Annotated in this window: 16 protein-coding genes; 5 read left to right on the plus strand and 11 right to left on the minus strand. The window is 62.0% G+C overall.

The genetic code is table 11. The annotated features are described in order from the left end of the window. Window positions 1-202 precede the first annotated feature (202 nt). From purU to ABE528_RS25910, 6 genes are all read right to left on the minus strand, one after another. Window positions 203-1,060 (minus strand): formyltetrahydrofolate deformylase, encoded by an 858-nt coding sequence (gene purU, locus ABE528_RS25885; RefSeq protein WP_060512211.1) that lies wholly within the window; start codon window positions 1,058-1,060, stop codon window positions 203-205. Between the two features lie 12 nt (window positions 1,061-1,072). Further along, a complete protein-coding gene (soxG, locus tag ABE528_RS25890) occupies window positions 1,073-1,705 on the minus strand; it encodes a sarcosine oxidase subunit gamma family protein (protein WP_112251428.1) in 633 nt (210 codons plus the stop codon). Window positions 1,706-1,779: 74 nt separating this feature from the next. Then, window positions 1,780-4,794: a sarcosine oxidase subunit alpha gene (locus ABE528_RS25895; protein ID WP_152959014.1), complete on the minus strand. Its 3,015-nt coding sequence runs from the start codon at window positions 4,792-4,794 to the stop codon at window positions 1,780-1,782. After that, complete coding sequence (locus ABE528_RS25900; RefSeq protein ID WP_152959015.1) at window positions 4,791-5,126, minus strand: sarcosine oxidase subunit delta; 336 nt, start codon at window positions 5,124-5,126, stop codon at window positions 4,791-4,793. The genes ABE528_RS25895 and ABE528_RS25900 overlap by 4 nt, the downstream gene beginning before the upstream one ends. Before the next feature lie 14 nt (window positions 5,127-5,140). Next, complete coding sequence (locus tag ABE528_RS25905) at window positions 5,141-6,391, minus strand: sarcosine oxidase subunit beta family protein (RefSeq protein WP_152959016.1); 1,251 nt, start codon at window positions 6,389-6,391, stop codon at window positions 5,141-5,143. A gap of 15 nt (window positions 6,392-6,406) precedes the next feature. After that, window positions 6,407-7,660, minus strand: a complete 1,254-nt coding sequence (locus ABE528_RS25910) for a serine hydroxymethyltransferase (RefSeq protein ID WP_152959017.1) — start codon at window positions 7,658-7,660, stop codon at window positions 6,407-6,409. Window positions 7,661-7,953: 293 nt separating this feature from the next. On the opposite strand from ABE528_RS25910, the gene ABE528_RS25915 reads away from it, so the two are divergent. Together ABE528_RS25915 and ABE528_RS25920 are read left to right on the plus strand one after the other, a co-directional pair. Beyond that, window positions 7,954-8,994, plus strand: a complete 1,041-nt coding sequence (locus ABE528_RS25915; RefSeq protein ID WP_346654469.1) for a low specificity L-threonine aldolase — start codon at window positions 7,954-7,956, stop codon at window positions 8,992-8,994. A 298-nt stretch (window positions 8,995-9,292) separates the two neighbouring features. Continuing rightward, window positions 9,293-9,796, plus strand: a complete 504-nt coding sequence (locus ABE528_RS25920) for a hypothetical protein (protein ID WP_346654470.1) — start codon at window positions 9,293-9,295, stop codon at window positions 9,794-9,796. 172 nt (window positions 9,797-9,968) lie between these two features. Here the strand turns inward: ABE528_RS25920 and ABE528_RS25925 are convergent, their stop codons facing one another. The 3 genes from ABE528_RS25925 to ABE528_RS25935 all read right to left on the minus strand — a co-directional run bounded on the left by ABE528_RS25925 (window position 9,969) and on the right by ABE528_RS25935 (window position 12,544). Further along, a complete protein-coding gene (locus ABE528_RS25925; RefSeq protein ID WP_346654471.1) occupies window positions 9,969-11,906 on the minus strand; it encodes a methyl-accepting chemotaxis protein in 1,938 nt (645 codons plus the stop codon). 108 nt (window positions 11,907-12,014) lie between these two features. Then, a complete protein-coding gene (locus ABE528_RS25930; protein WP_152959020.1) occupies window positions 12,015-12,317 on the minus strand; it encodes a cell division protein ZapA in 303 nt (100 codons plus the stop codon). Continuing rightward, window positions 12,314-12,544, minus strand: a complete 231-nt coding sequence (locus tag ABE528_RS25935) for a hypothetical protein (protein WP_346654472.1) — start codon at window positions 12,542-12,544, stop codon at window positions 12,314-12,316. The genes ABE528_RS25930 and ABE528_RS25935 overlap by 4 nt, the downstream gene beginning before the upstream one ends. A gap of 276 nt (window positions 12,545-12,820) precedes the next feature. Between ABE528_RS25935 and ABE528_RS25940 the strand changes: the two genes are divergently transcribed. After that, complete coding sequence (locus ABE528_RS25940) at window positions 12,821-14,446, plus strand: methyl-accepting chemotaxis protein (protein WP_152959022.1); 1,626 nt, start codon at window positions 12,821-12,823, stop codon at window positions 14,444-14,446. A 38-nt stretch (window positions 14,447-14,484) separates the two neighbouring features. Here ABE528_RS25940 and gbcB read toward each other — a convergent pair whose 3' ends face one another. Beyond that, on the minus strand, window positions 14,485-15,585 hold the full coding sequence (gbcB, locus tag ABE528_RS25945; RefSeq protein WP_060512220.1) for a glycine-betaine demethylase subunit GbcB: 1,101 nt from the start codon (window positions 15,583-15,585) through the stop codon (window positions 14,485-14,487). Window positions 15,586-15,882: 297 nt separating this feature from the next. Here gbcB and gbcA point away from each other — a divergent pair, with 297 nt between their 5' ends. Together gbcA and ABE528_RS25955 are read left to right on the plus strand one after the other, a co-directional pair. After that, window positions 15,883-17,175 carry a glycine-betaine demethylase subunit GbcA gene (gene gbcA / locus ABE528_RS25950; RefSeq protein WP_152959023.1) on the plus strand — a complete coding sequence of 431 codons (1,293 nt, stop codon included), beginning with the start codon at window positions 15,883-15,885 and terminating at the stop codon, window positions 17,173-17,175. A gap of 277 nt (window positions 17,176-17,452) precedes the next feature. Further along, complete coding sequence (locus ABE528_RS25955; protein ID WP_346654473.1) at window positions 17,453-18,058, plus strand: hypothetical protein; 606 nt, start codon at window positions 17,453-17,455, stop codon at window positions 18,056-18,058. Window positions 18,059-18,112: 54 nt separating this feature from the next. Here the strand turns inward: ABE528_RS25955 and ABE528_RS25960 are convergent, their stop codons facing one another. Next, window positions 18,113-18,883 (minus strand): electron transfer flavoprotein subunit beta, encoded by a 771-nt coding sequence (locus ABE528_RS25960; protein ID WP_346654474.1) that lies wholly within the window; start codon window positions 18,881-18,883, stop codon window positions 18,113-18,115. Window positions 18,884-18,886: the final 3 nt, after the last annotated feature.

The following is an 18,886-nucleotide window of genomic DNA, read 5'->3' on the forward strand; positions in this document are numbered from 1 at the left end:
CTGGTGAAATTGTTTTGTCCATTTGGTGGTTTTTTCAGGTGGTTACTGTATTAGGGTGTTTTTGTGGTCGCCGGGTTTGCCGGGGTGGGGCGGCTACGCGGCCCCGGCAATTTGTGCAACAACCTTGAAATCCTGGGGCCGCTTCGCGGCCCATCGCCGGCAAGCGCGGCTCCCACAGGGATCGCGTCGCCGTTAAAGGTTATTAGAGAACGACTGTCCGGTTGGCGTTGAGGAACACCCGCCGCTCGATGTGATACCCCACCGCCCGCGCCAAGGTCAGGCACTCGATATCGCGCCCCTTGGCAATCAGGTCTTCCGGGTAATGGCTGTGGTCCACCACCTCGACGCCCTGGGCAATGATCGGCCCTTCGTCGAGGTCGTTGTTGATGTAGTGCGCCGTGGCGCCGACCATCTTCACGCCCTTGTTGTAAGCCTGGTGATAAGGCTTGGCGCCCTTGAACCCGGGCAGCAACGAGTGGTGAATGTTGATCGCCCAGCCATCCAGGCGCCGGCACAGTTCCGGCGACAGCACCTGCATGTAGCGGGCAAGCACCACCAGCTCCGCGCCGGTTTCTTCGATCACCTGGATCACCTTGCGCTCTTGCGCCGGCTTGTCCTTCGGGTCGAGGGCGAAGTGGTAGTAGGGAATCTTGTGCCAGTGCGCCAGGGGTTCGAGGTCGGGGTGGTTGGACACCACCGCGACCACGTCCATGGCCAGCTGACCGATGCGCTGGCGATACAGCAGGTCGTTCAGGCAATGGTCGGCCTTGGACACCATGATCACCACCTTGGGGCGGTGATTGGGTGCGGTCAGCTCGAAGGCCATGCCGAACGCCTCGCTGCGCTCGGCGAGGCCGGCGCGGAAGCCTGCCTCGTCGAAATCGTCCGGCTGGCGGAACTCCACGCGAATGAAGAAACGCCCCGACAGCCGGTCATCGAAGGAGTGGTGCTCCGTGACGTAGCAGCGCTGCTCGTAGAGGTAACGCGTCACCACGTCGACGGTGCCGAGCATGCTCGGGCAGTCGGCGGTGAGAATCCAGGTATCCGGTGCCCGACTCATGTTCTGCTCTCCTTACGCTTCGATGCTCAGGCCGTACTCGGCCGAAGCGTCCTGCAGCCACAGCCACCAGTAGTCCGCGAAGCTACGGCGGATCACCAGTTCCCAAGTGTCTTCGGCGGTGCGGCGGATCACCAGTTGCGACTTGGCGAACACGGTGCCGACGGCCTTGCCGACCGGGAAGTTGTTCGGGTGCACATCATAGCTGGTGGATTTCATCAGCACTTCGCGCACGTTCGGGCCGCGCAGTTCCAGCAGGCTTTGCCCGCCGCTGACGTTGACCACCTGGATGTGCTGGCCTTCGAGGGCTGCGCGCAGCTTTTGCTCGACCGCCAGTTCCTGGCCGCCGGGAACGATCAGCAACCACTCGTCAGGGCCGACCCATTGCAGCGACATCTCGTTGTTGGCGACCACGGTCAGGGCAACCGGCAGCTCCAGGCCCAGGGCCTTGTGCACGCCGGCGGCGAATTCCGGGTCGTGGCCATCACCACGGAGGGTCAAGTGGCCGAGGAACTTGCGTTCGCGCAGGGTCACGCCTGCGTTCTTGCGGCCCTTGCCAACCAGGCTGGCCAGGTCGGCGTGGTGCAGTGGCGACTGGGCCTTGGCCTCGGCGCCGGGGTTTTGCTGGAAGACGTTGATAGCGCTCATTTCTTACCTGCCTTGAATTCTTGTTCGTCAGGGCGGCGCAGCACTGCAAGCAGGCTGCGCCGCCATCCGGGGCCTTAGACGTTCTGCCGCTCACCCTTCGGATCGAAGAACACCGAAGACACGATCTCCGCCTCGATCACGCTGCCATCCGCCTGCGGCGAGTACACGCGCTCGCCCATGCGCTTGAGGCCGCCCTTGACCACACCCATGGCGAACGAATAGCCCAGGGAGTTGGAGGCGTAGCTGGAGGTCACGTGGCCGACCATGTCCATCGGGATCGGCTGCTTCGGATCGAATACCAGCTGGGCGCCTTCCGGCAGCCACTTGGTCGGGTCGATCGGCTTCAGGCCCACCAGCTGCTTGCGATTGTCGCGCAGGCAGTCTTCGCGGTTCATGCCACGCAGGCCGATCCACGAGAACGGCTTGTTGCGGCCCACGCACCAGCTCATGTTGAGGTCGTCCGGGTTCATCGAGCCATCGGTGTCCTGGCCAACGATGATGAAACCCTTCTCGGCACGCAGTACGTGCATGGTCTCGGTGCCGTACGGGGTCAGGTTGTACTTCTTGCCGGCCTCGATGATCTGTTCCAGCACGCCCATGGCGTAGTTGGCCTGTACGTTGACTTCGTACGACAGCTCACCGGTGAACGAGATACGGAACACGCGGGCCGGTACGCCGCCGACGTTGCCTTCCTTCCAGGTCATGAACGGGAAGGCTTCCTTGTCCATGTCGATGTCGGTCAGCTCGCTGAGCAGCTTGCGGCTGTTCGGGCCGGACAGGGTCATGGTGGCCCAGTGGTCGGTGACCGAGGTGAAGTACACCTTCAGCTCTGGCCATTCGGTCTGGTGGTACAGCTCCATCCACTGCAGCACGCGGGCGGCGCCGCCGGTGGTGGTGGTCATGATGAAGTGGTTGTCGCCGACGCAGGCGGTCACGCCGTCGTCGAAGACCATGCCGTCTTCCTTGCACATCAGGCCGTAGCGGGCCTTGCCCACATCGAGCTTGGTCCAGGCGTTGGTGTAGATGCGGTTGAGGAACTCGCGCGCGTCCGGGCCCTGGATGTCGATCTTGCCCAGGGTCGAGGCGTCCAGCAGGCCCACGCTGTCGCGCACGGCCTTGCATTCACGGGCAACGGCAGCATGGATGTCTTCACCGGCTTTCGGGAAGTACCACGGGCGCTTCCACTGGCCGACGTCTTCGAACTCGGCGCCGTTCTTCACGTGCCAGGCATGCAGGGCGGTGAAGCGTACGGGTTCGAACAGGTGGCCACAGTGACGACCGGCTACTGCACCGAAGGTCACCGGCGTGTAGTTCGGGCGGAACATGGTGGTGCCCATTTCCGGGATGGTGATGCCGATCGAACGGGCGGCGATGGCCAGGCCGTTGATGTTGCCCAGCTTGCCCTGGTCGGTACCGAAGCCCAGCGCGGTGTAGCGTTTGACGTGCTCGACCGACTCGAAGCCTTCGCGGGTGGCCAGTTCGATACCGGCTGCGGTCACGTCGTTCTGCTGGTCGACGAACTGCTTCGGCCCTTTGCTGCCCTTGTCGTGCGGCACCTGGAACAGCGCCACGGTGGCCTCTTCCTTGCGTGCCACGGTCTTGGGCAAGGTGCCGACGCTGGCTTTGAAGCCGGCTTCGGTGGCGGCGCGGGCGCCGCCTTCGAAACCATCGGCAATCACGTCACCGAGGGCATAGACGCCGTTGATACCACCGACGCATTCACGTTTCTGCGGCGCATCGCCCGGCACGAAGCCGAGGATGTCATCACGCCAGACCGGGCGCCCGCCCAGGTGCGAAGCCAGGTGAACGATCGGGCTGTAGCCGCCCGAGGTAGCGATCAGGTCGCACTCGAGGGTTTCGCCTGGGCTGGTGACCTTGTGTGCCTGCACATCGATGGCGGCCACACGGGCACCGGTGACGTGCTTGCTGCCTTTGGCCTCGACCACGGCGCTGGAGGTGAGGATGCGGATGCCCTTGGCACGCGCTTCTTCAACCAGCGAGCCACGCGGGTTGTGGCGGGCGTCGGCGATGGCGACCACTTGCAGGCCAGCGTCGTGCCAGTCCAGCGCGGCGCGGTAGGCGTGGTCGTTGTTGGTCGACAGCACCAGCTTGCGGCCCGGGGCCACACCGTAACGGCGTACGTAGGTGGACACGGCACCGGCCAGCATGTTGCCCGGCACGTCGTTGTTGCCGTACACCAGCGGGCGCTCGTGGGCACCGGCAGCCAGGACCACGCGCTTGGCGCGGACACGGTGCACGCGGTGGCGAACCTGGCCGATCGGGGCGCGGTCGCCGAGGTGATCGGTGAGGCGCTCGTGAATGGTCAGGAAGTTATGGTCGTGGTAGCCGTTGACCGTGGCGCGTGGCAGCAGGGTCACTTCCGGCAGGCTTTCCAGCTCCTTGACCACGGCGTTGACCCAGTCGGCGGCAGGCTTGCCGTCGAGGGTTTCGCGGGTGTCGAGCAGGCTGCCGCCAAACTCTTCCTGCTCGTCAGCCAGGATCACGCGGGCACCGCTGCGGGCAGCGGCCAGCGCGGCGGCCAGGCCAGCAGGGCCGGCGCCGACAATCAGCACGTCGCAGTGCTGGTTCATGTAGTCGTAGCTGTCCGGGTCGTTCTGCAGCGGCGCACGGCCCAGGCCTGCGGCTTTGCGGATGTACTTCTCGTAAGTCATCCAGAACGATTTCGGGTACATGAAGGTTTTGTAGTAGAAGCCAGGCGGCATCATGCTGCCGCCGACCTTGCCGAGGATGCCCATGACGTCGTTGTTGACGTTCGGCCAGCCGTTGGTGCTGGTGGCAACCAGGCCCGCGTACAGCGCCTGTTGGGTGGCACGCACGTTGGGGATCTGGGTGGCTTCGCTGGAGCCGATCTGCAGGATGGCGTTCGGCTCTTCGGTACCGGCGGCGATGATGCCGCGTGGGCGCGAGTACTTGAAGCTGCGGCCAACAATGTCGACGCCGTTGGCCAGCAACGCGGCGGCCAGAGTGTCACCGGCATAACCCTGGTAGGTCTTGCCGTTGAAGGTGAAGTTCAGGACCTTGCTGCGGTCGATACGGCCGCCGCTGGCGAGGCGATAGGTCTGGCTCATACTTTTTCCCCTTGGCCTTTGACGGCGGACGGTGCGGTCGCAGCTTTGCCATCAGCAGTCACTTGCGGCTTCTGGCCAATCTTGTAGGTTTCCAGAATCTCGTAAGTCACGGTGTTGCGGGTGACGTTGAAGTACTGGCGGCAACCGGCAACGTGGTCCCACAGTTCGTGGTGAATACCGCGTGGGTTGTCACGGTAGAACATGTAGGTGCCCCACTCCTCGTCGGTGCAGGCGTTGGGGTCCAGCGGGCGGGCGATGTGCGCCTGGCCAGAGGCGTGGAACTCTTCTTCGGAGCGCAGCTCGCCACAGTGGGGACAGAAAATATGCAACATGACGGTGGCTCCGGTTAGTGGGCGACGGCGGCAGCGCCGTGTTCGTCGATCAGTGCGCCGTTGTAGAAGCGGTCCATGGAGAACGGCGCGGCCAGTGGGTGCATTTCGCCCTTGGCCAGGCTCGCGGCGAAGACGTTGCCCGAACCCGGGGTCGCCTTGAAGCCGCCAGTCCCCCAACCGCAGTTGAAGAACATGTTCTTGACCGGGGTCTTGGTGATGATCGGGCAAGCGTCCGGCGAGGTGTCGACGATGCCGCCCCACTGGCGGTTCATGCGAACGCGCGAGAGGTTGGGGAACATTTCGACGATGGCCTGCAGGGTGTGCTCGATCACCGGGTACGAACCGCGCTGGCCGTAGCCGACCCAGCCGTCGATACCGGCACCGATCACCAGGTCGCCCTTGTCGGACTGGCTGATGTAGCCGTGTACGGCGTTGGACATGATCACGCTGTCGATGATCGGCTTGATCGGCTCGGAGACCAGCGCCTGCAGCGGGTGCGATTCCAGCGGCAGGCGGAAGCCGGCCAGCTTGGCCATGTGCCCGGAGTTACCGGCGGTGACCACGCCGACGCGCTTGGCGCCGATGAAGCCTTTGTTGGTTTCCACGCCGATGACCGCGCCGTTTTCCTTGCGGAAACCGATCACTTCGGTCTGCTGGATCAGGTCCACGCCCAGGGCGTCGGCGGCCCGTGCATAGCCCCAGGCCACGGCATCGTGGCGGGCTACGCCACCACGGCGCTGAACGGTGGCGCCGAGGATCGGGTAGCGGGTGTTCTTGGAGCAGTCCAGGTACGGGATTTCGGCCGCAACCTGGGCGGTGTTCAGCAGTTCGCCATCGACGCCATTGAGGCGGTTGGCGCTGACACGGCGCTCGGAATCACGAATGTCCTGCAGGGTGTGGCACAGGTTGTAGACGCCGCGCTGGGAGAACATCACGTTGTAGTTCAGGTCCTGGGACAGCCCTTCCCACAGCTTCATGGCGTGCTCGTACAGCTGCGCCGATTCGTCCCACAGGTAGTTGGAACGCACGATGGTGGTGTTACGGGCGGTGTTGCCGCCGCCCAGGTAACCCTTCTCGATCACCGCGACGTTGGTGATGCCGTGTTCCTTGGCCAGGTAGTAGGCCGTGGCCAGGCCATGGCCGCCACCGCCGACGATGACCACGTCGTAGACCTTTTTAGGGGTCGGCGTGCGCCACATGCGCTGCCAGTTCTCGTGGTGGCTGAGGGAGTGCTTGAAAAGGCCGAAGCCCGAGTAGCGTTGCATGGTCGTTTACTCCACTCAGCGGTAAACAGGGAAGTCAGCGCACAGGGCCGCGACGTTCTTCGCCACATCGGCTTCGACGTCTGCGTCACCGAGGTTGTCGAGGATGTCGCAGATCCAGCCGGCCAGGGCCACGCACTGGGCAACTTTGAAGCCACGGGTGGTGACGGCCGGGGTGCCGATGCGCAGGCCGGAGGTGACGAACGGCGACTGTGGGTCGTTCGGCACGGCGTTCTTGTTGACGGTGATGTGCGCGCGACCCAGTGCGGCGTCGGCATCTTTGCCGGTCAGGCCCTGGCGGATCAGGCTGACCAGGAACAGGTGGTTGTCGGTGCCACCGGAGACCACGTCGTAGCCGCGGTCGATAAACACCTGGGCCATGGCCTGGGCGTTTTCGATCACTTGCTTCTGGTAGGCCTTGAAGCCTGGCTCCAGCGCTTCCTTGAAGCACACGGCCTTGGCGGCGATCACGTGCATCAGCGGGCCGCCCTGGGCGCCGGGGAATACGGCAGCGTTGAGCTTCTTCTCGATCTCTTCGTTGGCCTTGGCCAGGATCAGGCCGCCACGTGGACCGCGCAGGGTCTTGTGGGTGGTGGTGGTGACCACATCGGCGAACGGGATCGGGTTCGGGTACAGGCCAGCGGCAACCAGGCCGGCAACGTGGGCCATGTCGACGAACAGTAGCGCACCGACCTTGTCGGCAATGGCGCGGAAGCGTGGGAAGTCGAGGGTCTTGGAGTAGGCCGAGAAGCCGGCAACGATCATCTTCGGCTTGTGCTCGACGGCCAGGCGCTCGACTTCGTCGTAGTCGATCAGGCCGGTGTCGGTATTGATGCCATATTGAACGGCGTTGTACAGCTTGCCCGAGGACGACACTTTGGCGCCGTGGGTCAGGTGGCCGCCGTGGGCCAGGCTCATGCCGAGGATGGTGTCACCGGCCTGCAGCAGGGCCAGGTAGACGGCGCCGTTGGCCGAAGAACCGGAGTGCGGCTGGACGTTGGCGTAGTCGGCACCGAACAGCTGCTTGGCACGCTCGATGGCCAGCGCCTCGACCTTGTCGACGTGCTCGCAGCCGCCGTAGTAGCGCTTGCCTGGGTAGCCTTCGGCGTACTTGTTGGTCAGGCCGCTGCCCTGGGCCTGCATCACGCGCTTGCTGGTGTAGTTCTCCGAAGCGATCAGCTCGATGTGATCTTCCTGACGCTGTTCTTCGGCATTCATCGCCGCCAGCAGTGCATCGTCATAACCCTGGATCTGGTCTTGCTTGCTGAACATCGTGTATCTCCCGGCAGCGATCGTTTTTTGTCGTGGGGCACTGTGGCCCTTTATGGCGATGTTATGACTGGCCGGGGCGGGTCAGATGCCTGCGCACGCCTTGCAATGGCGCGTTTACGACATTGGCATTTGTGTTGTTCATGCCGGCCTCTCGCGGATAAATGCGCTCCTAGGGGCCATGTGTCGTTTGTAGCAGCGGATTTATCCGCGAAGGGCCGCACTGGCAGCTTGTATAGGCAACCGTTTCAGCAATGGTTTAGAGTGCTGTTCTGCGTCGTTCACAGGACAGGGTCATGACAGATAAGAGCCAACAATTCGCCAGCGACAACTATTCCGGCATCTGCCCCGAAGCCTGGGCCGCAATGGAAAAGGCCAACCACGGTCACGACCGCGCCTACGGCGACGACCAGTGGACCGAGCGTGCGTCGGAGTATTTCCGCAACCTGTTCGAAACCGACTGCGAGGTGTTCTTCGCCTTCAACGGCACCGCCGCCAACTCGCTGGCCCTGGCCTCGCTGTGCCAGAGCTACCACAGCGTGATCTGCTCCGAGACCGCCCACGTCGAAACCGACGAATGCGGCGCGCCGGAGTTCTTCTCCAACGGTTCCAAACTGCTCACCGCGCCCAGCGTCAATGGCAAGCTGACGCCCGAATCGATTCGCGAAGTGGCGCTCAAGCGCCAGGACATCCACTACCCCAAGCCACGGGTGGTGACCATTACCCAGGCCACCGAGGTCGGCACGGTTTACCGCCCCGACGAGCTCAGGGCGATCAGCGCCACCTGCAAGGAGCTGGGCCTGAACCTGCACATGGACGGCGCACGCTTCACCAATGCCTGCGCGTTCCTTGGCTGCAGCCCGGCCGAGCTGACCTGGAAGGCCGGCATCGATGTGCTGTGCTTTGGCGGCACCAAGAACGGCATGGCGGTGGGTGAAGCGATCCTGTTCTTCAACCGCCAGCTGGCCGAAGACTTCGATTACCGCTGCAAGCAGGCCGGGCAACTGGCGTCGAAGATGCGCTTCCTGTCGGCGCCGTGGGTCGGTTTGCTGGAAAATGGCGCCTGGTTGCGCCATGGCAATCACGCCAACCATTGCGCGCAATTGCTGGCCTCGCTGGTGAGTGACCTGCCGGGGGTGGAACTGATGTTCCCGGTGGAGGCCAACGGCGTGTTCCTGCAGATGCCGGAGCATGCGATTGAAGCACTGCGGGCCAAGGGCTGGCGCTTCTATACCTTCATTGGTAGCGGCGGTGCGCGGTTCATGTGTTCGTGGGATACCGAGGAAGAGCGGGTGCGTGAACTGGCGGCGGATATCCGCATGATCATTACTGGCTGAGAGATTGCAAGGAGGGCTTCGCCCTCCTTTCGCGACGCAAGACCACGTCGACCCGAGTACTTCAAAAATCAAAGAACTCAGCTCGCTTGATATAGCTGGTAAGTTGATCGTACTGCCTCTATTTCAGCGCACAGACCCATGAGGCTCGTCGACCGTTAGCGATAAAAATGACGTCAGTGGGGCAAGCGTGGTCATGCGCACCTAGCATTTTTGCCAGTTTTCATTAAATCAGCGTGTCTATATCTTGGTGAGGAACGGCGGGATGACAAACTTCTCGCTTCACACCGAGGCATAAACGATGGCGATCACCGGTCAGTTTGGCTTATTCAAATTCCCCCTTCATCCCGATTCGTATGGTTCACTGGCAAACCTCAGGCCTGGAGAGTTCCTGAATATGGTTTCATTCGATAACAGGCGATCGATTGCGCAGATAACAAGTATCGAAACCACGCTCAACTCGAACTCTACCCTCGTCAATTTTGTTGGCGCTGAGACGACAAGCATGCCTGCAAGCTTTAAAGATGCGAAGCGCGAACGCCCTGAAAAACAGGTGCACAGGCAAGCAGGCGAAAGTAATATGACGTTTATCCAACTGTATGAGTTCGGCGAACTGATTGCCGTATTCCGAAGTGATGAAGATACTGACCGTGGCCATGCTGTCTTAACAGCAAGCAAAGATATCAAATATAACGGTAAAAATTATTTTATCGATTTCCGCCAGGCTGACGCCGTTTATGACAAAGACAGACTTGATGTCGTCTATTGGGATATCTATCTTTACCCCTATGACACGCGTAAGTAATGTCTACATCCTCAGGTTAAGTCATTCATTGCGCTCATGCATTTCAATAGGAATGCCATAGCCTAATGCGAGGCGGCTTCCACACGTTCACCAACGCCCTTGAGCTTGGTGTAACACCTGTATACGCCGCTTCGCTAGCGATGCGAACTCGAATCGCTTTCTTGCTTGCAATTCAGAGTTTGAACCCGCCCATCTGCCGCGCCAGATCATCAGCCAGACAACGAAGCGCCTGGCACTCCTCCCGGCAGCCCTGCACCTCGGCCGCCGTCTCTCGCGCCAGGTCGGAAATCCCTTGCACCGTGCGGTTGATCTCCTCGGTCACCGCCGACTGCTCCTCGGTCGCCGTGGCCACCTGGTGGTTCATGTCGCTGATGTGCTCGACCTGATCGGTAATCGCGCCTAACGAGGCGCCGGTACGCTGGCTCGACTCCACACCACTGCCTGTAGCCTGTTGCCCGGCGTGCATCGAGCTCACTGCCGAACCCGCACCCTGCTTGAGGCGCTGGATCATCTGCTGCACTTCATCGGTGGACAGCTGCGTACGCCGGGCCAACGTCCGCACTTCATCTGCCACCACGGCAAACCCACGGCCCATCTCGCCAGCCCTGGCCGCTTCAATGGCAGCGTTCAGCGCCAACAGGTTGGTCTGTTCGGAAATACTGCGAATCACCGCCAATACCTGGTCGATCGAGGCGACTTCATCGGCCAACTGGCTGACCGCATCGGCAGCCTTGCCGATATCCCCCGACATGCCCTCGATACCCTGGATCGAGCGCCGCACCACCTCGCGTGCCTGCAGGGCCTCATCCCGCGCCGATTGCGATGCCTGCGCCGCATCGCCAGCGTTGCGGGCGATGTCCTGCACAGTCAGGCCCATCTCCTGCACGGCGGTGGCGACCATCTCGGTCATTTCCTGCTGCCGACCGGAGCGCTCGGCGGTGTTATCCACCACCTGGGTCACCTGCTCTACTGCCTGGTGCAGGCGTTCGCTGGTGCGCAACACTTCGCCGATCAGGCCACGCTGGCTGTCGAGGAAGCGATTGAAGCCACGGGCCAGATCACCCAGTTCATCCTGACGGGCGTCATCCAGGCGATGGCTGAGGTCGCCACCGCCACTGCCGATCTGTACCAGCGCTGCGGTGACGCGACGGATCGGGCGCACCAGGCCACGCGCCAGCAGCACCACCAGCAGCAGCGACACAAGGGCCACGCTGCCGCCGATCAGGCTGGTCAGCCCCACCGTCTGGTGCATCTGCGCGTAAATTTCCTCCTCAGGTACCTCAGCCACCAGGGTCCAGTTGAGGTCGCGCAAAGGCAGGCCGAGCGCCAGGTAGCTTTCACCGTCGCGGTTGAAGCGGCTGCTGCGCAGGCCTTCGCCATCGGTCATCACCGCCTTGGCAGCGTCTGCGCCGAGTTGTTCGGCGAGCTGACGCTTGCCGCTGAAGGCCGCGTCCGGGTGCACCTGGATCAGCCCATCGTTGCGCACCAGGAACACCTTGCCGTGCTCGCCGAAACTGAAGTCGTGGATGAGTTTCGACAGTTCGGTCATGCGCAGGCCCATACCGGCCACGCCGACCAGCTTGCCGGCCTTTTCCACCCGGTAATCGATAAACAGCGCCAGTTCGCCCGTCGCATGATCGATATCGATATTCACCAGGCGTTCGGCGCCGCTGTCGATGTAGCCGTAGAACCACTTGTCATTGGGGTTGCCGCGACTGAGCACGCGGTCCAGGCCAACCTCGTTGTAGTAGTTGCCCGTTTCGGTCGAGGCGAACAGCGTAGTGAACGCATGGTTGCGTTCCTTGGCGGCCTGCAGGTATTCGAGGAATTGCGGGGCTTGAGCGGGGTCTTCGCCAGCGGCAAGCCAATCGCGCAGCAGCGTATTACCGGCAATGTCGGCGGCAGCCACCAACGGCTGGCCGAGCATGCGCTCGATGTCGTTGCGGATGGCTTGGATGCTGGCCGGCAATGCGGTGTCGACCAGGTAACGTTCGGTCAGGCGGTTGAGTGCCACCGTGAAAATGATCACCACCACCAGAATGCTCGCCAGCAAGGCAGCGCCCATGCTTGCAATCAATTGCCACTGGATGCTCTTACGCCAGATACGCATGCCCCTGCTCCCCGCTAATTATTGTTTTGCGGGAAGTGTATACACTTGCGTATTCAGTTAATCCAGTGATCTGGAACAATGGGGCCGCACGGCGACCCCGAAGATGCGTCAGGACTCAGCGATAGTCTTGACGATGGCGTCCACCGTGGCGTCGATCTGCGCCTGGGTACGCGCGAGGGTCTGCTGGTGTTCCTTTTGCAGTTCGACCTGCTTGGAACACAGATTCAGCGCGGCCAGCACCAACAGCTTGTCGCCGATCAGGGTCGGGTACTGGCGCTTGGTTTCGTTCAGCGCGGTGTTGAGCATCCGCACTGCCTGGGCCAAGGTTTCTTCCTGGCCTTCGGGCGCCTTGATCGAATAGTCGCTGCCGAGGATCGACACGACATTGATCGGCTGCGCTTGCAGTCTCATGCGCCGACGACGCCAGCACTGGCGCGGTCAACCAGCGCCTGGATGCGCGCCGCGGTGGCGCCGTGCTTCTCTTCCTGCTCCATCAGCGACAGCTGCAGGTTTTCGTTTTCTTCCTTGGCCTGGGCCAGTGCCTGGCCGAGGGTGGTGTTCTGCTCGGTGAGTTGAGCGTTTTTCTGCATCAGGTCGCTGACCAGTTGCTCGAGTTGATTCAGGGAGGCTTCCAGCATGGGTCTATCTCGGGTTGTTGCAAAGGGCGCACACGATAAAGAAAAGCGTGAGCCCCCGCCATTAAATATCGGACTCTTAAGGTTTCTACCCCGCAGATTGACAGGGTATCGGGCCCCTTGTTCCGACCTGGGTCAACCGCCGGTCAGGTAACCGGGCAGCGAGCTGAAAACTTTCATCTGGTCATCCTCAAGACTGCTCAGTCACGACCGATAGACAGGTAGGTCATATTCCGTCGCACGGACCGCGCCACCACACCTCCTGCCTGGACTCTCTCCATGTCACTACGCAACATGAACATCGCCCCGCGCGCGTTGCTCGGGTTCGCCCTGATTGGCGTACTCATGCTCGGCCTCGGTATTTTCTCGCTCATGCAGATGGGCAACATCCGACAGGCCGGCGTGACCATCGAAGTCAACAGCGTACCCAGCATCAAGACGCTCGATGAGCTGGCGGCGCTCAACCTGCGCTTGCGCTCGCTGTCTTACCGGCTGCTGCTCAACCGCGAACCGGAAACCCAGCGCGACACCCTCAACCTGCTGGACCAGCGCAACGCCCAGATCGAGCGTGCCCGCCAGGTCTATCTGCCAATGATCACGGCAGCCGACGAGCGGGCCGCCTACGAGCAGTACACCCAGCTGCTCAACCAGTACCGCCAGCTCGAATCACGCATGCGCAGCCTGAGCCAGGCCGACCGCCTGGACGAACTGCGTGACTTGCTCAATCGTGACCTGCTGGCCAACTCCGAACAGATCAACAAGGTCATGGAGACCCTGGTCCAGATCAATACCGAGCAGACCCGCGTCACCAATGAAACCGCCGCCAACCAGTACGACACCGCGTTCGCCCTGGTAATCGGCCTGTTGATTGCCGCCACTGCGCTGACCTTCCTCTGCGCCTTCCTGCTGACCCGCAGCATCGTCAAGCCGATCGAAGAGGCGCTGCAGGCAGCCGAGCAGGTGGCCGACGGCGACCTGACCAAGGTCATCCGCGCCGAAGGCACCGACGAAGCAGCCCGCCTGCAGCGCGCCATGGCCCGCATGCAGGACAAGCTGCGCGATACCCTGCAGCTGATTGCCGGCTCCGCCACCCAGCTCGCCTCGGCGGCCGAGGAGCTGAACTGCGTCACCGACGAAAGCGCCCGCGGCCTGCAGCAGCAGAACAACGAAATCGAACAGGCAGCGACTGCTGTCACCGAGATGACCAGCGCCGTGGAAGAAGTGGCGCGCAATGCGGTCAGTACATCGGAAGCCTCTAGCGAAGCCAGTCGTTCGGCCGGCGACGGTCGTGATCTGGTCATGGAAACCGTGGGTGCCATCGAGCGCATGAGCGGTGACGTGCAGGCCACTGCCAAGCTGATCACTCACCTGGCTGAGCAATCGCGCGACATCGGCAAGGTGCTTGACGTGATTCGCGGCCTGGCCGACCAGACCAACCTGCTGGCACTGAACGCGGCGATCGAGGCGGCACGTGCCGGTGAGGCCGGGCGTGGTTTTGCCGTGGTGGCGGATGAAGTGCGGGCGCTGGCCCACCGTACCCAGCAGTCGACCAGCGAGATCGAGCGCATGATCGGCAGCATTCAGGGCGGTACCGAAGAGGCGGTGGAGTCGATGCGCACCAGCACCGAACGCGCCGAGTCGACACTGAATATCGCCAAGGGTGCGGGCATGGCGCTGGACACCATTGCCGGGGCTGTGGCGCAGATCAACGAGCGTAACCTGGTGATTGCCAGTGCGGCGGAGGAACAGGCCCAGGTAGCGCGGGAAGTGGACCGCAACCTGGTGAACATCAACGACCTGTCGGTGCAGAGTGCTACCGGGGCGCATCAGACCAGCGCGGCGAGTGCCGAGCTGTCGCGCCTGGCGGTCGACCTCAATGGCCTGGTAGCCCGCTTCCGCACCTGAAAAAACTGGGGCCGCTTTGCGGCCCCGGTAATCTCGGATCAGTAATCGATCCGCACATCCCCTTTCGGCACACTGCAGCACGACAGGATGTAGCCCTCGGCTTCGTCTTCCTCGGTAATCCCGCCGTTGTGCTCCATCTCTACCTCGCCGCCCAGCTTGAGCACCTTGCAGGTCCCGCAGATGCCCATGCCACAGGCTTTCGGGATCATCAGGCCCACTTTCGCCGCCGCCGCATGCACGGTCTCGCCCGGGGCAACGCGGATGCTCTTCTCGCTGCCGATGAACTCCACCAGGTTGAGGTCCGAAGCATCCACTTCCGGCGCATCGGCCGCCTGCTCGGCATGCTCCACCGCATCGGCCTTGGCCTCGGCAGGCGTCGCCCCGAACGATTCCTCGTGGTAGTTCTTCATATCGAAGCCGACCGCTTCGAGCATGCGCTTGACCGCGCTCATGTACGGCGTCGGGCCGCAACAGAACACCGTGCGCTCCATGTAGTCCGGCGCAATCAGTTCCATCAGCCGTTGGTTCAGGTAACCGCGGTAACCGGCCCACGGCTCACCCAAGCCATGCTTCTCGCAGATGATGTGCAGGCTGAAGTTGGGAATGCGCGAAGCCATCTGTTCCAGCTCGCGGTGGTAGATGATGTCCTTCGGCGAGCGGGCGCTGTGCACGAACACCATGTCGACGTTGGCGTTGGTGTCGTAGAACCAGCGCGCCATCGACATCACCGGGGTAATGCCCACGCCACCGGAGAGGTACAGCACCTTGCCCGCCGGGAAATCGATGGCGTTGAACAACCCCACCGGGCCGTGCACCGGCAGCTCGGCGCCTTCGTGCATGGTGTCGTGGAGGAAGTTGGACACCAACCCGCCCGGTACACGCTTGACCGTGATCGAGAAGCTGTAGGGCACCGAGGGCGAGCTGGAGATGGTGTACGAACGCATCACCGGCTTGCCTTCGATCTCCAGCTCCAGGGTGACGAACTGCCCGGGCTTGAAGAAGAACATGATTGGCTGGTCGGCCATGAAGCAGAAGGTGCGCACGTCCCAGGTCTCCTGGATGACCTTGACGCAGCGCACGATGTGGCGGCCATTGGCCCAGGTCTGGGTGGTGACCGGATTGAGGAAGGTATCGGACATGTTCATCTCCAGCGGCCGACTATGGCCCTTTTTATGGCTTGGATAATGCGCAACCCGTAAGCGACGCACATTCCTGCCAGCGACATCGGCGTGCTTATCGCGACCAGCCCCGCGCCACAAGGGCTGGCGCGTCGTAATTCATATCGGCCATGTCGCCCATGGATACGGTTCATGGCGTCTTCGGACGCACACTCCACGGCAAAACAACACGCTGTTTTTTGAAAAGAGCAGCCTTGCGGCACCACAACAACGATTAGCCACCTTTTGCCGGCCGCACACGGCCCCGAGGAATACACGATGGACGTCACCGCAACCCTGAGCCTGGGCGATCCACTGGAACCTGCACGCAAGGCCACCGCCGAGATGCTGCAGACCCGCGAGCGCACCTACTCGCTGCCCCAGCCGTTCTACACCGACGAGCGTCTGTTCCAGATCGACATGCAGGAGATCTTCCAGAAGGAATGGCTGATCGCCGGCATGACCTGCGAGATCCCGGCCAAGGGCAACTACATCACCCTGCAGATCGGCAACAACCCGATCCTGGTGGTGCGTGGTGCCGAGGGCAAGGTGCATGCCTTCCATAACGTCTGCCGCCACCGCGGTTCGCGTCTGTGCGTAAGCGACAAGGGCAAGGTGGCCAAGCTGGTCTGCCACTACCACCAGTGGACCTACGAGCTGGACGGCCGCCTGCTGTTCGCCGGCACCGAAATGGGCGACGACTTCGACATGAAGGAGTACGGCCTCAAGCCCGTCAACGTGAAGGTTGCCGGCGGCTACATCTTCATCAGCCTGGCGGAAAACCCGCCGGCCATCGACGAGTTCCTGGCCACCCTGGACCACTACATGGAACCGTACGACATGGAGAACACCAAGGTGGCGGTGCAGACCACCTTGATGGAAAAGGCCAACTGGAAGCTGGTGCTGGAAAACAACCGCGAGTGCTACCACTGCTCCGGTTCGCACCCAGAGCTGCTGCAAACCCTGCTGGAATGGGACGACACCAACGACCCACGCGCCAGCCAGGAATTCAAGGACCACGTGGCCAGCTCCGCCGCCGCCTGGGAAGCCGAGAAGATCCCGTACCTGCACAAGAGCCATGGCCTGCGTAACCGCATCGTGCGCATGCCGCTGCTCAAGGGCACCGTGTCGATGACCATGGACGGCAAGCAGGCCTGCCAGAAGCTGATGGGCCGCATCAAGAACCCGGACCTGGGCTCGATGCGCATCCTGCACCTGCCGCACTCGTGGAACCACTGCATGGGCGACCACATGATCGTCTTCACCGTTTGGCCGATCAGCGCCCAGGAGACCATGGTCACCACCAAGTGGCTGGTGCACAAGGATGCCGTGGAAGGCGTGGACTACGACCCGGAGCGCATGCGCAAGGTGTGGGACGCTACCAACGACCAGGACCGCCGTCTGGCCGAAGAGAACCAGCGCGGGATCAACTCCACCGCGTACCAGCCTGGCCCGTACTCCAAGACCTACGAGTTCGGCGTGGTCAACTTCATCGACTGGTACAGCCAGCGGGTGCTGAACAACCTGGGTGCGGAACCAGCGCCCTATCTGAAGGAAGTACAAGCGCAGTAACGGCGCAGCTGTACTGAAAACGCCACGGCCGGGTTACCCGCCGTGGCGTTTTACATGACAATCCAGAGCTTCGTCACATGTTATCCACAGATTTACCTACAGCCCTTGTGGACAGCAGTTCAAGCACCAACAGCAATGCCGCCATCAACGATTGGTCATTATTTGATCAAAACCGTGTAACCCTCTGATTTAAAGGCTTACAGCCCATACCGAACATCTTGTCCACAGAAGCGCCAACAGTTTCTGTGCGCAGTTGCCATGCAATTGCTGAAATTCTGTGGGTAAGCAGCGCAAGTGCCTGAAAATACTGACTCCGTGTGATTCTGCATGCTTTTGGTTATTTTTTGAGCAACATGCTGCAGCTCCCGAAATCCGTGACGTTGGGCAGTTGCTAAACAGATTATCCACAGACCAGCCAACAGTGATTGTGGGAAACTTGGTCGCGCCCATTCTGCAATTGCCCGCTTTCAGCGCCGCCGCCGCTGATCATTTTTTAATCACTGGCCCGCAGCCAGCACCAAACAAGGCCCCCAGCAAAGCGCGAACACTTTATCCACACAGTGGCAAACAGATTCCGTGGGCAAAACTGCGACGCACCGGACATTTTTACCAGTTTCACTGGATTCCCCCCCTGTGGTGCAGTGGACGCCACTACTTTGGCATCATTTACCGGAAACTTATGCACAGGCGATTGGCCGAGACTGTAAAATGGTTCGATCAAGGCCATGGGATGGGGATAATCAGCGCCGAAGGGCAGGCCTGGAATTACCTGGTGTTGCGCTATGCGGCAGAAGATGGGGGATTGTCGGCGGGGGAGCGGGTGTCTTTCGAACCAGTGACCGAAGGTTTGGCGAACTGGGCGTTCAATGTGCTCCGGCAGTAACAGCTATGTGTAAGAGCGGCACAAGGCCGCTCCTGGCAAAAAGTGCACGCGCACTCAGCGCAGAACGCCCTCCTCTACCAGCAGCTTGAGGATTGCCTCGGCACCTTCCTGTGGAGAAACATCTTTCAGCACCTTGCCGCCACCACCACTGGCCTTGGCGGTAGCTGCCTTCATCCGGTCCGCGCCACTCTTGGCCTTAATCACCTTCAACCGCTTGGGCCGTGGCCGTGCCGGTTGCAGTTCAGCTTCTGCCAGCAGTTCATCTTCGACGATCGCTACATTGCGCGCAGCCAGCACACCCCGACGCGCAGGGCCGAAGGCGCTCTGGCGCGGCTTGGGCGCTGCGTTATCCACAGTCGCCAGCAACGGCAAGCGCACCTTCAACCGGCGCCGCTGGCCGCGTGGTAGCGCTTGCAGCACCTGGGCAGTACCGTTTTCGATCGACTCCACTTCGGCCAGCCCCACTACTAGCGGCCAGCCGAGCTTCTCGGCCAGCAGGAACGGCAGCATGCCCGATCCTTCGCCAGTTTCAGCCTGGCTGCCGGTCAGCACCAGCTGAGCGCCAGCATCGCGCAGGTAATCCCCCAGCACGCCCAGCACATCGGCGCCGGCCGGTTGTTCCAGCACGTCCAGATGGTCCAGGCCCATGCCCAGGTAGGCGCGCAGCGCCTCTTCCTGCGGGTCGCCGGCATGCACCACCTGCAAGTTATCCCCAGCCAGCTGCAAGCCCAACTCCACGGCGCGGGCATCCTGCTCGGCGCGGCGAGCGCGACCGGAGCTGGGGTGGGCACCGATGGAAACCAGGCTGATCACTTTCGTACTCATGCT

The sequence above is a fragment of the Pseudomonas sp. TWI628 genome, from assembly GCF_039673865.1.
Classification (GTDB): Bacteria; Pseudomonadota; Gammaproteobacteria; order Pseudomonadales; family Pseudomonadaceae; genus Aquipseudomonas.

Excerpts from the sequence above, each read along its gene's own strand:
- ABE528_RS25960 (WP_346654474.1), bottom strand. The coding sequence starts at position 18,883 with ATGAGTACGAAAGTGATCAGCCTGGTTTCCATCGGTGCCCACCCCAGC.
- ABE528_RS25925 (WP_346654471.1), bottom strand. The coding sequence starts at position 11,906 with ATGCGTATCTGGCGTAAGAGCATCCAGTGGCAATTGATTGCAAGCATG.
- ABE528_RS25915 (WP_346654469.1), top strand. The coding sequence starts at position 7,954 with ATGACAGATAAGAGCCAACAATTCGCCAGCGACAACTATTCCGGCATC.
- ABE528_RS25935 (WP_346654472.1), bottom strand. The coding sequence starts at position 12,544 with ATGCTGGAAGCCTCCCTGAATCAACTCGAGCAACTGGTCAGCGACCTG.
- ABE528_RS25905 (WP_152959016.1), bottom strand. The coding sequence starts at position 6,391 with ATGCAACGCTACTCGGGCTTCGGCCTTTTCAAGCACTCCCTCAGCCAC.
- ABE528_RS25895 (WP_152959014.1), bottom strand. The coding sequence starts at position 4,794 with ATGAGCCAGACCTATCGCCTCGCCAGCGGCGGCCGTATCGACCGCAGC.
- gbcA (WP_152959023.1), top strand. The coding sequence starts at position 15,883 with ATGGACGTCACCGCAACCCTGAGCCTGGGCGATCCACTGGAACCTGCA.
- purU (WP_060512211.1), bottom strand. The coding sequence starts at position 1,060 with ATGAGTCGGGCACCGGATACCTGGATTCTCACCGCCGACTGCCCGAGC.
- soxG (WP_112251428.1), bottom strand. The coding sequence starts at position 1,705 with ATGAGCGCTATCAACGTCTTCCAGCAAAACCCCGGCGCCGAGGCCAAG.
- ABE528_RS25920 (WP_346654470.1), top strand. The coding sequence starts at position 9,293 with ATGGCGATCACCGGTCAGTTTGGCTTATTCAAATTCCCCCTTCATCCC.
- ABE528_RS25910 (WP_152959017.1), bottom strand. The coding sequence starts at position 7,660 with ATGTTCAGCAAGCAAGACCAGATCCAGGGTTATGACGATGCACTGCTG.
- ABE528_RS25940 (WP_152959022.1), top strand. The coding sequence starts at position 12,821 with ATGTCACTACGCAACATGAACATCGCCCCGCGCGCGTTGCTCGGGTTC.
- gbcB (WP_060512220.1), bottom strand. The coding sequence starts at position 15,585 with ATGTCCGATACCTTCCTCAATCCGGTCACCACCCAGACCTGGGCCAAT.
- ABE528_RS25900 (WP_152959015.1), bottom strand. The coding sequence starts at position 5,126 with ATGTTGCATATTTTCTGTCCCCACTGTGGCGAGCTGCGCTCCGAAGAA.
- ABE528_RS25930 (WP_152959020.1), bottom strand. The coding sequence starts at position 12,317 with ATGAGACTGCAAGCGCAGCCGATCAATGTCGTGTCGATCCTCGGCAGC.